The sequence below is a fragment of the Sphingomonas sp. genome (assembly GCF_035758555.1).
GTDB lineage: Bacteria > Pseudomonadota > Alphaproteobacteria > Sphingomonadales > Sphingomonadaceae > Sphingomonas_B.
This window is the reverse complement of sequence record NZ_DASTXI010000131.1, coordinates 1-13,533: the sequence shown is the minus strand read 5'-3', so window position 1 is coordinate 13,533 and position 13,533 is coordinate 1. Positions and strand designations below refer to the sequence as shown.

General features: G+C 67.5%; 16 protein-coding genes, 1 tRNA gene and 2 pseudogenes. 15 read left to right on the top strand and 4 right to left on the bottom strand.

Going from position 1 to position 13,533, the window contains the following annotated elements; genetic code table 11:
• Positions 1 to 287 (top strand): annotated as a pseudogene (locus VFT73_RS08080) (acetyl-CoA carboxylase carboxyl transferase subunit alpha); the annotation flags it as partial.
• 66 nt (positions 288 to 353) lie between these two features.
• On the opposite strand, the gene VFT73_RS08075 reads toward VFT73_RS08080, so the two are convergent.
• The 3 genes from VFT73_RS08075 to VFT73_RS08065 all read right to left on the bottom strand — a co-directional run bounded on the left by VFT73_RS08075 (position 354) and on the right by VFT73_RS08065 (position 1,003).
• Positions 354 to 515, bottom strand: coding sequence for a Flp family type IVb pilin (locus tag VFT73_RS08075; protein ID WP_326409743.1), 162 nt, complete (start codon positions 513 to 515; stop codon positions 354 to 356).
• A gap of 132 nt (positions 516 to 647) precedes the next feature.
• The gene (locus VFT73_RS08070; protein WP_326409742.1) at positions 648 to 794 is read right to left on the bottom strand and encodes a Flp family type IVb pilin; all 147 of its coding nucleotides are present in this window, start codon (positions 792 to 794) and stop codon (positions 648 to 650) included.
• Between the two features lie 38 nt (positions 795 to 832).
• Positions 833 to 1,003: a Flp family type IVb pilin gene (locus VFT73_RS08065; protein WP_414712809.1), complete on the bottom strand. Its 171-nt coding sequence runs from the start codon at positions 1,001 to 1,003 to the stop codon at positions 833 to 835.
• A 63-nt stretch (positions 1,004 to 1,066) separates the two neighbouring features.
• Here VFT73_RS08065 and VFT73_RS08060 point away from each other — a divergent pair, with 63 nt between their 5' ends.
• Positions 1,067 to 1,489 carry a (deoxy)nucleoside triphosphate pyrophosphohydrolase gene (locus tag VFT73_RS08060; protein ID WP_326409741.1) on the top strand — a complete coding sequence of 141 codons (423 nt, stop codon included), beginning with the start codon at positions 1,067 to 1,069 and terminating at the stop codon, positions 1,487 to 1,489.
• On the opposite strand, the gene VFT73_RS08055 is transcribed toward VFT73_RS08060, so the two are convergent.
• Positions 1,469 to 2,317: a class I SAM-dependent methyltransferase gene (locus VFT73_RS08055; RefSeq protein ID WP_326409740.1), complete on the bottom strand. Its 849-nt coding sequence runs from the start codon at positions 2,315 to 2,317 to the stop codon at positions 1,469 to 1,471. The genes VFT73_RS08060 and VFT73_RS08055 overlap by 21 nt on opposite strands.
• A gap of 43 nt (positions 2,318 to 2,360) precedes the next feature.
• On the opposite strand from VFT73_RS08055, the gene VFT73_RS08050 reads away from it, so the two are divergent.
• From VFT73_RS08050 to VFT73_RS07990, 13 genes and pseudogenes are all read left to right on the top strand, one after another.
• Entirely contained in the window at positions 2,361 to 3,119 is a 759-nt protein-coding gene (locus VFT73_RS08050; protein ID WP_326409739.1) for a ComF family protein, read from the top strand.
• A 12-nt stretch (positions 3,120 to 3,131) separates the two neighbouring features.
• A complete protein-coding gene (grxC, locus tag VFT73_RS08045; RefSeq protein ID WP_326409738.1) occupies positions 3,132 to 3,392 on the top strand; it encodes a glutaredoxin 3 in 261 nt (86 codons plus the stop codon).
• An 8-nt stretch (positions 3,393 to 3,400) separates the two neighbouring features.
• The gene (locus VFT73_RS08040; protein WP_326409737.1) at positions 3,401 to 4,225 is read left to right on the top strand and encodes a carbon-nitrogen hydrolase family protein; all 825 of its coding nucleotides are present in this window, start codon (positions 3,401 to 3,403) and stop codon (positions 4,223 to 4,225) included.
• On the top strand, positions 4,222 to 4,671 hold the full coding sequence (locus VFT73_RS08035) for a DUF1178 family protein (RefSeq protein WP_326409736.1): 450 nt from the start codon (positions 4,222 to 4,224) through the stop codon (positions 4,669 to 4,671). Before VFT73_RS08040 ends, VFT73_RS08035 begins: the two co-directional genes overlap by 4 nt.
• Positions 4,672 to 4,886: 215 nt before the next feature.
• Complete coding sequence (locus VFT73_RS08030; protein WP_326409735.1) at positions 4,887 to 7,322, top strand: TonB-dependent receptor; 2,436 nt, start codon at positions 4,887 to 4,889, stop codon at positions 7,320 to 7,322.
• 37 nt (positions 7,323 to 7,359) lie between these two features.
• Positions 7,360 to 7,436, top strand: a tRNA-Arg gene (locus VFT73_RS08025).
• A gap of 50 nt (positions 7,437 to 7,486) precedes the next feature.
• Complete coding sequence (locus VFT73_RS08020; RefSeq protein ID WP_326409734.1) at positions 7,487 to 7,849, top strand: type II toxin-antitoxin system RelE/ParE family toxin; 363 nt, start codon at positions 7,487 to 7,489, stop codon at positions 7,847 to 7,849.
• A 2-nt stretch (positions 7,850 to 7,851) separates the two neighbouring features.
• A complete protein-coding gene (locus VFT73_RS08015) occupies positions 7,852 to 8,172 on the top strand; it encodes an XRE family transcriptional regulator (RefSeq protein WP_326409733.1) in 321 nt (106 codons plus the stop codon).
• A gap of 120 nt (positions 8,173 to 8,292) precedes the next feature.
• A complete protein-coding gene (locus VFT73_RS08010) occupies positions 8,293 to 8,643 on the top strand; it encodes a DUF2200 domain-containing protein (protein WP_326409731.1) in 351 nt (116 codons plus the stop codon).
• A 75-nt stretch (positions 8,644 to 8,718) separates the two neighbouring features.
• Positions 8,719 to 10,284 (top strand): S10 family peptidase, encoded by a 1,566-nt coding sequence (locus VFT73_RS08005; protein ID WP_326409730.1) that lies wholly within the window; start codon positions 8,719 to 8,721, stop codon positions 10,282 to 10,284.
• Positions 10,285 to 10,372: 88 nt separating this feature from the next.
• A complete protein-coding gene (locus tag VFT73_RS08000) occupies positions 10,373 to 11,086 on the top strand; it encodes a LytTR family DNA-binding domain-containing protein (RefSeq protein ID WP_326409728.1) in 714 nt (237 codons plus the stop codon).
• A 63-nt stretch (positions 11,087 to 11,149) separates the two neighbouring features.
• Positions 11,150 to 13,078: a TonB-dependent receptor gene (locus tag VFT73_RS07995; protein ID WP_326409727.1), complete on the top strand. Its 1,929-nt coding sequence runs from the start codon at positions 11,150 to 11,152 to the stop codon at positions 13,076 to 13,078.
• Between the two features lie 82 nt (positions 13,079 to 13,160).
• Positions 13,161 to 13,533, top strand: a pseudogene (locus VFT73_RS07990) (CPBP family intramembrane glutamate endopeptidase); the annotation flags it as partial.

The following is a 13,533-nucleotide window of genomic DNA, read 5'->3' as shown; positions in this document are numbered from 1 at the left end:
ATTCGGTGATCTCGCCCGAAGGCTGCGCCTCGATCCTGTGGCGGACGGCGGATCAGGCGCCGGCGGCGGCGGAAGCGATGAAGATCACCGCGCAGGACCTGCAGGCGCTGGGCGTGATCGACCGCATCGTGCCGGAGCCGGTCGGCGGCGCGCACCGCGATCCGGATGCCGCGATCGATGCGCTGGGCGCGGCGATGGGCGAGGCGCTGGACGAGCTGGCGCCGCTCGACCGCGACGCCCTGCGCGCCGACCGCCGCGCCAAGTTCCTGAAAATGGGCTCGCTCTGAACCGACAAAAAGAAAACGGGCGGCGAGTCGCCTCGCCGCCCGTCCTTCTTTGGCAAGCGCTGGGGCTTAGCCCATGTTGCCGGCGACGGTGTTGAACGTCTTGCCGACCTTGCTGCCAAGGTTCGACATGGCAGTGATCGCGGCAACGGCGATCAGCGCGGCGATCAGGCCGTACTCGATCGCGGTCGCGCCCTTGTTGTTGCGAATGAGCTTGCGCAGCTTCTGCATGCTCGGTCTCCCTGGCCAGTAATTCCCCGTTGACCCGACTGGCCGGCCGAAGATCAACAGCGACTCTGCTAGTGTCCGCCGGTTGCGAAAAACTAAACGAGCATCGCCTTGCGCCGGTTAACCAGATTGGCTTCAGATCTGCTTGCGGTTCGTCGAGCTGTTGTGGAAGGCGCCGCCCAGATTGACGCCGAGGCTGGTCATCGCGGTCATGGCGGCGATGGCGACCAGCGCTGCGATCAGCCCATATTCGACGACGGTGGCGCCGCGTTGCAACCGCATCAGCCTGTTCGCGAACAAGGCCGAGCGGCGCGGGCGCATCAGTGTGCCAGCACGTTCTGCGCGACGCCGTTCCACATGCCGATCGTCTTGTCCGCGACCGCACCGACTGCGCCCAGGCACGCGATGCAGACCAGGGCCAGGATCAGGCCGTATTCGATCGCAGTCGCGCCGTCGGTCTGGCGGAGCAATTTGCGGAGGAATTGGATGATCACGCCGGTCCCCGGTGGTGCAAAGTGGTCGAGAACCTGCACGAGGGAGGTTAAGGAACATTTATGGCGCCCGGTTACCCGATCCTTCTCGTCGTCGCGGCGGCGCTGATCGACGCAGACGGACGGGTGCTGCTGCAGCAGCGCGCCCCGCACCGGTCGATGCCGGGGCTGTGGGAATTCCCCGGCGGCAAGGTCGAGAGCGGCGAGACGCCCGAAGCGGCGCTGGCGCGCGAGCTGGAGGAGGAACTGGGCGTGCGGGTCGCGCCAGAGGCGATGGCGCCGGTCGCCTTTGCCAGCGACGCACTGGGCGAGCGGCACCTGGTGCTGCTGCTCTACGCCGCGCGAGCGTGGGAGGGAGAACCGCAGCCGCTCGACGCCAGCGCGCTGCGCTGGGTGACGGTCGAGGAGATGGAGGCGCTGCCGATGCCGCCGGCGGACGTGCCGCTGGTGGCGGCGCTGGCGCGGCTATCCCCGCTTCGGGCGTAACGCATCCGCCAGCGAGGCCGCGCCGCTGCCGCGGCGGGCGGGACGGGGCTGATCGGGGGCGGGCGCCCAGCCGAGCAGGTGGACGATCTCGACCGTCTCGGCGACCTTGCCGTCCGGATCGGCGCCGGCCTGGAACAGCTCCGCGGCGCGGGCGAGCGCGGTGCGGGTCAGCGGCGGCGCGGCGTCGGCGAGCAGGCTGGCCGAAGCGGAGCCGCGCAGGTCTGCGAGTAGCGCGAACAGCGAGCGGTAGCGCACCGTCAGCCGCTCCCCATCCGCGACCGGCAGGGCGAGGCCGGCGCGGGCCAGCAGGTCGCCGGCGGAGCGGACGTCGATCTGCGGATGGAGCCGCGCGACCGCACGTTCCTCCGCGCCAAGCAGGGCGGCGCGCAGGCGAGGCAGGCTGCCCGCGCCGACAAAGGCACCGAGGAACAGCCCGTCCGGCTTCAGCGCGCGGCGGACCAGCGTCAGCGCGCCGGGCAGGTCGTTGACCTGGTCGAGCCCGCCGCAAGCGACGACCAGATCGAAGCTGCCATCGGCAAAGGGCAGCCGGTCCTCGTCGCATTGCACGCCGCCGGCCGCTTGGGCGAAGCGGAAGCCGGGATCGGCAGAGACGGTGTCGATCCCCCGTGCGGCCAGCGCGCGGCCGACGCGTCCGTAGAGGCAGCCGAGGTCGAGTGCGCGGACGAAGCTGCGCTGAACCGAATCGAGCCGGTCGAGCAGCTCGTCCGCCATGCGCGCGTGCAGGAAGCCGTGCGCGGCAAAGTCCCGCGCGGCGCGGTCGCGGCGCATGCGGCGGCGGCGGCGGCTGAAGATTTCGGGCGCGGTCATCGGCGGCGCTTGTGCAGAAGCGCGCGGCGCGGAACAAGGGGATGTGCTTGCCGCCCCGATCCGCGCCGCCATCGATTTCGCGCTGCCGCCGCGCTGTCCGGCGTGCGGGGCGATCGTGTCGGCAGACGGGTCGTTCTGCGAGCCGTGCTGGTCGAAGCTCGACTTCATAGCCGGTCCGGCCTGTGCGGGATGCGGGTTGCCGTTCGAGCTGGACCGGGGAGAGGATGCACTCTGCGCCGCCTGCCTGGCCGAGCCGCCGGCGCATGACGGCGTCCGCGCGGCGGTCGCCTATGGGCCGGCCGCGCGCGCGGTGGTGCTGAAGCTGAAGCATGGCGGGCGGATCGGCATGGCGCGGGTGATCGGGCGCTATCTGGCCCGGCTGGCGCTTGCCGAACCAGGCGCGCTGCTGGTGCCGGTACCGCTCCACCGCTGGCGGATCTGGCGGCGCGGCTTCAACCAGTCAGCGCTGCTTGCGCGCGATGTAGCGCGGCGTACCGGCCTTGAGACACGCGCCGACCTGATCGAGCGGCGCAAGCGCACGCCGATGCTGGGCGGGCTGGGGCGGACGGCACGGGCGCGCACCTTGCGCGGCGCCTTCGCCGTCCCATCTGAAAAGAAGGCGGCGCTGAAGGGCCGCACGGTGCTGTTGGTCGACGACGTCTATACCAGCGGCGCGACGGCGGGCGCGTGCGCGAAGGCGTTGAAACGAGCCGGCGCCGCGCGCGTGGTGGTGCTGTGCTGGGCGCGCGTGCTGCAGGACAGAGTTGACGATCCCGCGGGCATGCGCGACGGATCGGACTGAGGAGGCGAGACTTTGGCGACTGTCGAGATCTATACCAAGTTCGGATGCCCCTATTGCGTCCGCGCGAAGCGGCTGCTGGACGGCAAGGGCGCGGCCTATACCGAATATGACATCACGATGGGCGGGCCGAAGCGCGCCGAGATGATCCAGCGCGCGAACGGCCGCATCACCGTGCCGCAGGTGTTCATCGACGGACACCATGTCGGCGGTTCCGACGATCTCGCGGCGCTCGATGCGCGCGGCGGCCTCGATCCGCTGCTGAAGGCCGCCTGAGCGAGACCATGCGCGCCGCCATTCTCCAGATGCAGTCGGGCGTCGACCCGGCCGCCAACACGCGCACCATCGTGGACGCGGTCGCTGCCGCGAAGGCGGGCGGGGCGGACATGCTCTTCACGCCCGAAATGTCGAACCTGCTCGACCGCGACCGGAGCCGGTCCGAAGCGCATCTGCGCAGCGAGGACGAGGACCCGACCTTGGCGGCGGTGCGGCAAGCCGCGCGCGAGGCGGGGCTGTGGGTGCATCTGGGCTCGCTGGCGCTGCGGGGCGAAGGCGGGCAGCGTCTGAACCGCGGTTTCCTGATCGACGGCGAAGGTGCCGTCCGCGCCACCTACGACAAGATCCATCTGTTCGACGTCGACCTGCCGACCGGCGAGAGCTGGCGCGAGTCGGCCGTTTATGCGCGCGGGGGCCGGGCGGTCGCGGCGGAGACGCCCTGGGGCCGGCTGGGCCTCAGCATCTGCTACGACATCCGCTTTCCGGACCTGTTTCGGGCGCTGACCGGGGCGGGGGCGTCGATCCTGGCGATTCCGGCGGCCTTCACCGTGCCGACCGGACGCGCGCACTGGCACGTGCTGCTCCGCGCCCGCGCGATCGAGGCCGGCGTCTTCGTGATCGCCGCGGCGCAGGCAGGCGCCCATGAGGACGGGCGCGAGACGTTCGGCCATTCGCTGGTGGTGAGTCCGTGGGGCGACGTGCTGCTTGACATGGGCGAAGCGCCGGGGCTGGGCTTTGCCGATATCGACCTCGCGCAGGTGCAGGCCGTCCGCGCGCGCGTGCCCGCGATCGAGCATCGCCGCGACATTCCGCCGGTCGAGGTGGCACGATGATCGTGTTCGACCTGAAATGCGGCCGCGCGCATGTGTTCGAAGCCTGGTTCGGCTCCAGCGCCGACTATGACGACCAGCGCGGGCGCGGGCTGATCCAATGCCCGGTGTGCGGCGACGGCGAGATCGGCAAAGCCGTGATGGCGCCGCGGCTGGGCGGCAAGGCGTCGGAAGCGGCTGAGGTTCCGATGCCGGTCGCGACCGGCGCGGCGCCCGAGATGAAGGCACTGATGGCAAAGATGGCCGAGCTTCAGTCCAGCATGCTGCAGGATTCGGAGTGGGTCGGCCGGCGCTTTGCCGACGAAGCGCGCGCGATCCATCATGGCGAGACCGAACACCGCACCATCCATGGCCAGGCGACGGCCGCCGAAGCGGCCGCGCTCAGCGAGGAAGGTGTCGGCGTGATGCCGCTGCCCTTCCCGATCGTGCCGCCTGAGCAGACGCATTAGGTCAAACGACATGCCGGCCTTGAGCCGGCATCCCGCTTCTTCCTGGTGTAAAAAAAGGCAGGGGGACCCCGGCTCAAGGCCGGGGTGACGATAGCTAAATGTGAATACGAACCCATTTCCTTTCCGGAGCAACCTGATCGATCGTTACGGGTTGAAATGCCTCGTTCAGCTGCCGCGCGCCAAGGCTGTGGGGCGCAACGAAAAAAGGAAGCGAAATGATCGGTCGCCTCGCCCTGGTATCGGCCCTGCTGGCCGGTGCAGCCGTCCCAGCCCGGGCGCAGGAGACGGCAGCGCCGGCGCCGCAGCCGCAACCGGCCGAAGCTGCACCGGCGCCCGCCGCCGCGGCGGCACCGACCCCGGAAGATCTGATGATGGGCGACGAGGAGGAGATCGTCGTCGTCGGCCAGCGCCAGCGCGGCGCCGTGATCGGCGACATCCCGCCCGAAGTGCAGCTGAGCCCGGCGGACATCCGTTCCTACGGCGTCAATTCGGTCGCAGAGCTGCTGGACGAGCTCGCGCCGCAGATCAGCACCAACCAGGGCCGCAGCCGCGGCGCCTCGATCGTGCTGCTGAACGGCCTCAAAATTTCCGGCTTCAGCGAAATCCGCGACCTGCCGACCGAAGCGATCCAGCGCGTCGATATCCTGCCCGAGGAAGTTGCGCTCAAATATGGCTACAAAGCCGAGCAGAAGGTGGTGAACATCGTGCTCCGCCGCCGCTTCCGAGCGACGACGGTGGAACTGAGCGACCGGCTTGCGACCGATGGCGGCGCGAACAATCCCGAGATCGAAGCCAATCTGCTGAGGATCACGCCGGACGGGCGTTTCAGCCTCGCCGGCGAATATGAGCACACCAACCATTTGCTGGAGAGCCAGCGCGACGTCCTTGGCGGCACCAGCTTCAGGACGCTGCTGCCGTCGTCCAACGAAGCGTCGCTGAACGCGGTCTATGCGCGCGGCATCGCGGAAGGCGTGTCGGCGACGGTCAACGGGCGCGTCGAGCGGACCGACAGCCGCGCGCTGCTGGGCCTTTCGGCCGATGGCACGGGCCCGCTGATCACGCAAAACAACGATTCGCTGAACACGCGGCTCGCGACCACGCTGAACGGAGCGATCTCCGGCTGGCAATGGGCGTTTACCAGCGCGTTCGACCGCACCGAGACCGACACCAAGACCAGCGTCACCGCCGACACCGCCCATTCGGTCGCGAGCAGCCTGGGCGGCGACTTCACGATCAACGGCCAGCCGCTGACCTTGCCGGCGGGGCCGGTCTCGACGACGCTGCGCCTGAACTCTTCGACCAGCGACTTTTCCAGCCGCAGCATGCGCGGCGGCAATTTTCGCAGCGGCGACGTCCACCGCGATATCGGCGGCGGCCAGATCAATGTCGACCTGCCCGTCGCCAGCCGCGCCCGCGACGTGATCGGCTTTCTCGGCGACCTGTCGCTGAACGGCAATCTGGAAGTGCAGCGGCTGAGCGACTTCGGCACGCTCTACACCTACGGTTTCGGGACGACCTGGTCGCCGTTCAAGGCACTCGACATCGTCGCCTCCTGGTCGGACGAGGATGGCGCACCGACCGCGCAGCAGCTCGGCAACCCGGTGATCGTAACGCCCGGCGTGCGCGTGTTCGACCTGGTGCGGGGCGAATCGGCGATCGTCACCCAGATCACCGGCGGCAATCCGAACCTGCTGGCCGACAGCCGGCGCGTCATGAAGATCGGCATGACATTGAGGCCGTTCAGCGAGACGGACCTGAGGCTGACCGCGAACTTCACCCATGCGCGGACGCGCAACGCGATCGAATCGCTGTCCTTCCCGACCGCGGCGATCCAGGCGGCGTTCCCCGACCGCTTCATCCGCGACGACGACGGCAATCTGGTCACGATCGACGCGCGGCCCGTCAATTTCTTCCGCGAGCGCAGCGACCAGCTGCGCTGGGGCGTCCATTTCTCCAAGCGGATCCAGGACAGCACGGCCGAGCAATATCGTGCGCTGGCGGCGGCGGGGCGGCTGCCCTCCCGCGGCCGGCCGCAGGGAGCTCAGAGCGGTACGGGCGCGAGCGGCCAGCAGCCGGGCACCGGCGGCCGCCGCTTCGGCGGACGCGGGCGCGGCGGCTTCGGCGGCGGGCGGCTGCAATTCGCGCTCTACCACACCTGGCATTTCAGGGACGATGTGCTGGTGCGGCCGGGCGGGCCGTTCATCGACCTGCTCGACGGCGGATCGACCGGCCGCGGCGGCGGCCAGCCGCGTCACGAGATCGAGGCACAGGCCGGCATCACCCGCAACGGGCTGGGCGCGCGACTGAGCGCCGACTGGCAGAGCGGCACAACGGTCAATGACGCGAGCGGGCTGGCGGGCGACGATCTGCGCTTCGGATCGCTGATGAAGATCAACTTCCGCCTGTTCGCGAACCTGGGCGGCATGCCGAAAGTGATCGCGGACCATCCGTGGCTGCGCGGATCGCGGGTGACGGTGTCGATCGACAACCTGTTCAACGAACGCCAGCGCGTGCGCGACGCGACCGGGACGACGCCGGTCAACTACCAGCCCGACCTGCTCGACCCGCTCGGCCGCACGATCCGGATCAGCTTCAGGAAGCTGTTCTATTCCATCCCGCAACGCGCAGGCCCGCGGCCCGCGGAAGATTGACCCGGCGGGCGGCGACGGGCAGGAGTCGCCCCGGCGTGCGCCCGTAGCTCAGCAGGATAGAGCATCAGATTCCTAATCTGAGGGCCACAGGTTCGAATCCTGTCGGGCGCACCAAAATAGCCTGAGGGCTAGACAAAATATAGCTTATTGGCTATATCGCGCTAATGGCATGGACCGTTGCCAACCACGACGCGTTCGACGCGGAATATGATGCCCTGCCGGAACCGGTTCAGGACGAGCTTTTGGCTCTGATGCGATTGCTGTCCATCTACGGACCTCAACTTGGCCGCCCGCATGCCGAAACGCTCAGCGGCTCGCGGCACGCCAATATGAAGGAACTGCGGTTCCGGGCAGCGGACGGTGTGTGGCGTGTCGCCTTCGCGTTCGATCCTGAACGACAGGCGATCCTGCTGGTTGCGGGCGACAAGTCGGGCGTGGCCCAGAAGCGGTTCTACAAGACGCTCATCGCCACCGCCGACAAGAGATTCGATGATCATCTGGCAGCGATGGCCAGGAAGGAGAAGTGACGATGGGACGGACGCTCGACGAGATGATGTCGGCCCTGCCTGAGGCGCGTCGCCGCAAGATCGAGGCACGGTCTGCCGAGCTGGTGGCAGAGGTCGAAGGCCTGAAGGCGCTGCGGCAGCTTGCCGAGCTCAGCCAGGAGGAAATGGCGGCCGTGCTCAAGATCAAGCAGCCTTCGGTGCACAAGATCGAGAAGCAGACCGACCTCTATCTCTCGACCTTGCGCCGCTATGTGGAAGCTGCGGGCGGGAAGCTGGAATTGCGGGTCGAACTTCCCGGCAAGGGAGTCATGCGCCTTGAAGGGGTGGGCGATCTTCACGCCTGACGCGGGGCCGTGAGACATTGGGACCCCTGCCGCGTCAGTCCGCTGCAAAGATAGTCTGATTGTCCGGCGCTTTCTGGTCGGGCACACTATTCGCCAGCCGTTGATGCCTGGGGAAGGTCCATGACGCAGCATCGAATCTATTCCATGAGCTTTGCGAGCGTCTATCCGCACTATGTCGCCAAGGCGGAACGGAAGGGGCGGACAAAGGCGGAGGTCGACCGGATCGTCTGCTGGCTGACCGGCTACACGCAAGCGGAGCTCGCCGCCCAGATCGACGGGAAGACCAGCTTCGAGGACTTTTTCGGGCAGGCGCCTCGCCTGAACCCGTCGCGGGATCTGATCAAGGGCGTGGTCTGCGGCGTCCGCGTGGAGGACATCGAGGAGCCGCTGATGAGGGAAATCCGCTACCTCGACAAGCTGATCGACGAGCTTGCGAAGGGAAAGGCGATGGAGAAAATCCTGCGAAAATGAAGCGGGCGGCAGGCTTGCTCAAACCGTATACGATCGGCTAGCCCGCTTCCGACACTTTAGCGGGGATTCCGGACCATGCGCCTTTTCGCAACTTTGCTCGCCACCGTCGCTGTCGCGGTCGCGCTGCCCAGCTATGCCGCCGAGAAGGCGCCCCAGACGGAATCGGCCAAGCATTCGGATGAGGCGGCCACGGTCGACAAATCGGAGGAGGCCAAGGCCAGCGCGACGGAATATTCGGTGTCGCGGCACCGCTCCATCCCGTTTCATGGGTCGGCGCTGAACTACACCGTCACGCCCGGCACGCTCACCATCCGCAACGACGCGGGCGAGCCGATCGCAGCGATGTTCTACACGGCCTATGTGCTCGACGCGCCCAAGGGCGGGAAGCCGCGCCCGATCACCTTCATGTACAATGGCGGCCCCGGTTCCTCGTCGATGTGGCTGCATATGGGCAGCTATGGCCCGCTGAAGGTCGACGTGCCCGGCTTCGACCAGCTGCACGGGGAGCCCGGCCATCTCGTCGCCAACCAGGACACGATCCTCGACCGCACCGACATCGTCTTTCTGGACGCGATCGGCACCGGGCTGTCGCGCCCGCTCGGCAAGGCGACGGGCAAGGACTTCTGGAGCGTCGACGGCGATCTCGACGCGTTCGCGCGCGGCATCCAGCGCTATCTGACGCTCAACAATCGCTGGGCGTCGCCGAAATTCCTGCTCGGCGAGAGCTATGGCACCACGCGCAGCGGCGGCCTCGCCTATGTGCTGCAGCAGCGCGGCGTGCAGCTTGCGGGCGTGACGATCATGTCGACCGTGCTGAACATTCCGCTGCTGTTCGATCCCTCCATCGACCAGATGCACGTCAACATCTTCCCGACCTTCGCGACGACGGCCTGGTACCACAACCGCCTCGCGAACAAGCCCGCCGACCTCGACGCGTTCGCCAAACAGGCGCAGGCGTTCGCGACCGGGCCGTACGCTGCGGCGCTCGCCAAGGGCGACCGGCTGACGCCCGAAGAGCGGAGCCAGATCGCGCAGCAGGCGGCGGCGCTGATCGGCGTCTCGCCTGAGTTCCTGCTGCGCAACAACCTGCGTCCGGGGCCCAACCGGTTCCGCAAGGAGCTGCTGCGCGACCAGCGCCGCACCGTCGGCCGGCTCGACAGCCGGTTCGACGGCATCGACGCCGATGCAGGCGGCGACAGCCCCGAATTCGATGCCGCCAACGAGGCGATCTCCGGCGCATTCATCGCCGCGATCAACAATTACCTGTTCAACGACCTCGGCTATCAGACCAAGCTGACCTATCGCCCGAATTTCTATTCGGGCATCGGTCCCGCCTGGGACTGGAAGCACAAGGCGCCGGGCAATGGCCGCCAGTTCGCCGCCAACACCTCGGTCGATCTCAGCCAGGCGATGCGGCAGAACCCGAAGATGAAACTGCTGTCGCTGAACGGCTATTACGACATGGCGACGCCGTTCGCCGGGGCCGATTACGACCTGGAGCATATGGAGCTGGACCCGGCGCTGAAGGCCAACATCACCTACAAATATTATCCCTCGGGCCATATGATCTATATCGAACCGGGTTCTGCGGCGCAGCTGCGGCAGGACATCGACGCCTTTTACGACAGCATCACCGGCTGACGCGCGCGCCAGCGCCGCTGGTGACAGGCGGAAGCTGACGGATTAGTCTTCGCGGATGTTCGCGGTGCGACAAGGTAGGCCGCTCACCATGACGCTCGCGCATCCGCTGCGCGGGCAGGCGCTGGCAGCAGTGGTCCTGATCGTGTGGGTCGCCGGGGCCGCCTATTGCCACGGCTATGAGCGGCTGCTGAAGGGCGCGCACGAATGGCCGGGCAGCTTTTTGTGGTCGGCCGTGGCAGTGCTTCCCTGGCTCGCGCTGTTCGAATGGAGCAAGACGCCGGCGGGGGACCGGTTCGGTGCACGGCCGTGGCAGCTGCTGCTGGCGCTGCTGGCGACCGCGGCCGCATTGATCCTGCTGCAGGCGGCGGCCGATGCGATCGCCGGAAATACCGGGAGGCCCGTCGCGCTCAATCTGTGGCGCCGCCTCCCGCCGCTGGGCATCGGCGTCGTCCTCATCCTGTGGGCGCGAGGCGTGCGCTCGGCGCGGGCGGCGGCCGCGCGGAACGAGGCGGACTCCGGACCCGCGAATCTGGCCCAGATCGCAAGCTCGATCGACTGGATCGCAGCCGCGGACAATTACATCGAGCTGCAAATCGGCAAGCGAACCCTGATCCGGCGGATGACCATGCAGGCTGCCGAGCGCGAGCTGGCGTCGTTCGACTTTGTGCGAATCCACCGGCGCTACCTCGTCAATCGCCGCCGGATCGAAGCGGTGGCGGGCACGAACGGCGATCGCCGCGTCCGCATTGCCGGATCGGAGCTGCCGATCGGCCGCCGCTATGCCTCTCGCCTGAACGCATAGCTCTTTCGCCACTTTGCCCCAAAGTGATTCCGCAGGCGGCGGGGCGCGGGCCAGCTTCGCGCGATGGCGAGACTTGTTGCGATTCCGCTGGCTGCGTCAGCGCTTGCGCTTGCGTTCCGACCCGCAGCCGCCCCGGCGCAAAGCCGGACCGGCGACAATGCCGTGGCCCAGGCCGAGGATGCGTTCGGCTATAGTGTCGGGCGCGAGACGCTGGGGATTTACGACGCCGGCAACGTGCGCGGCTTTTCGCCGACCGATGCCGGCAATCTCCGCATCGACGGGCTGTATTTCGCGCCGGCCGTGGGCCTGTCGGGCCTTGTCATCGATTCCCAATCGATCAAGGTCGGACTGTCGGCCCAAGGCTATCCGTTCGCAGCGCCGAGCGGGATCGTCGACCAGCGGCTGAGGCGGCCTGCCGACACGGCGGGCGCATCGGTGCTGGTCAACGCCGATAGCTATGGCAGCGCAGGCGTCGAGCTGAACGCGTCGATGCCGGTGCTTTCATCCCTGTCGGTCGGCGTGGGACTGAATGGCGGCCGCACCCATTTCGCCGATGGCACCAGCAACTATTATCATTCGGAAACGCTGATCGGCCGATGGCGTCCGTCGGCCGGAATCGAGGTGCTGCCCTTCTGGAGCGTCTTCACCGATATCGATGACGAAAGTTCGGCCGTGTACATTCCGGCGGGCGCGTTTCTGCCGCCGCAACCGCGGCCAGCACATTATCCCGGCCCGAGCTGGAACGGCATCAATCGCACCCAATTCAACTTCGGGGTGCTGACGTCCGCGGCCCTTTGGCCTGGCTGGACCCTGCAGGTCGGCCTGTTCCGATCCCTGCGCCACTTGCGCAACGGCTATACCTATCTGATCGCGGACATCGGACGGGACGGGATCGGCCGCCGTACGATCTTCGCCGATCCGCCGGTGAACAAGGAAGGCAATAGCGGCGAAGTTCGCCTGACGCACACGATCGCCGAAGGAGAGCGGCTGCACACATTGCACATCAGCGTGCGCGGGCGCAGCGCCCGGCGCGATTATGGGGGCGCGGACGAGATCGACCTTGGCCGTTCGTCCATTTATCAGGATGTCGAGACCCCGCGCCCGCAATTTCGTTTCGGCAAGCTGTCGCACGACCGCCTGCGCCAGTGGATCTACGGTCTCGCCTATGACGGCCGCTGGAAAGGGGTCGGCGAACTGAGTTTCGGCCTCTCGAACAGCGCCTACCGCAAGACGAGCGTGACGCCGGACCTGAGAATCGTCTCACGTTCGTCGCCGCTGCTCTACAACGGTACGCTCACTCTGCTCCCGGTTCGCGGCGTCGCCGTCTATGGCGGCTATTCGCGCGGGTTCGAAGAGAGCGGCGCTCCGCCCGCGAATGCGGCCAATCGCAACGAGGCATTGCCGACGATCATCACCCGCCAGACGGATGCAGGCGTTCGTGTCGACGTGACATCGAGCGTGAAGGCCGTTGCCGGCCTGTTCGAGCTCAGCAGGCCCTATTTCGGCTTCGACCAGGCCGGCAACTATGTGCCGATCGGCACGACGCGCAACCGAGGCGGGGAATTCTCGCTTTCAGGGAATCTGACCGATCGGCTGAGGATCGTTGCCGGCGGCGTGCTGCTCGATCCGACCGTGCAGGTTTCCGGCGACGCTGCGCGCGGGATCGGCCGCCGCCCGGTCGGCATTCCAACGCACATACTCAGCCTGGATGCGAACTGGGACGTTGCCGCGGTGCAGGGGCTGTCGTTCGATGCCGCGCTTTCGCACCGGGGCCGAACGCCCGCGACGACCGACAACAGGGTCGAGCTACCGCCGCGCGGTCAGATCGACCTGGGCGCACGCTATTCCTTTTCCATCGGCAAGAGCCGCGCGACGGCGCGGTTTCAGATCGGCAACCTGCTGGACGCGCGCGGCTTCAGCGTGGCGGGACCAGGCGTCTATTCGCCCCAATCGGCGCGTTCGGCATCGGCCTATCTGACGATCGATTTGTGAGCGCGCGGATGACCATATCGGGAGGTGTGTTGACACTATAATACACTGCGCCTAGCTCTGTGACCAGGAGCGGGGGCTAAGGATGGTGGTAATCGGATCGACGGGCGTGCTGGCGCCGGGGAAATGGCGCTGGCTGCGGGCGCTGGGCTGGCTGGTTGCGTTGTGCGTCTTAATCGTTGTCGTGTTCAACTCAGTCGCCAGAGCGACGCTGTGGCTCATGATACGGGCTGGCGGCGGTGAGCTGGCATCTGCGCCCGACGCATACAGGCTGGTGGCGGCGATCGCCGGCTCGGTCGCGCTATTGGCAGCATATTGGGGTGCGGTCCGGCTGGGCGAGCGACGGAAGGTTCCGGAACTGGACCTTGGACGCGCCGCCTTCGATCTGCCGGCGGGGCTGGCGCTGGGCGGCGCGCTGATGGCTATGATCGTCGGCGTGCTGTGGACATTCGGCTGGG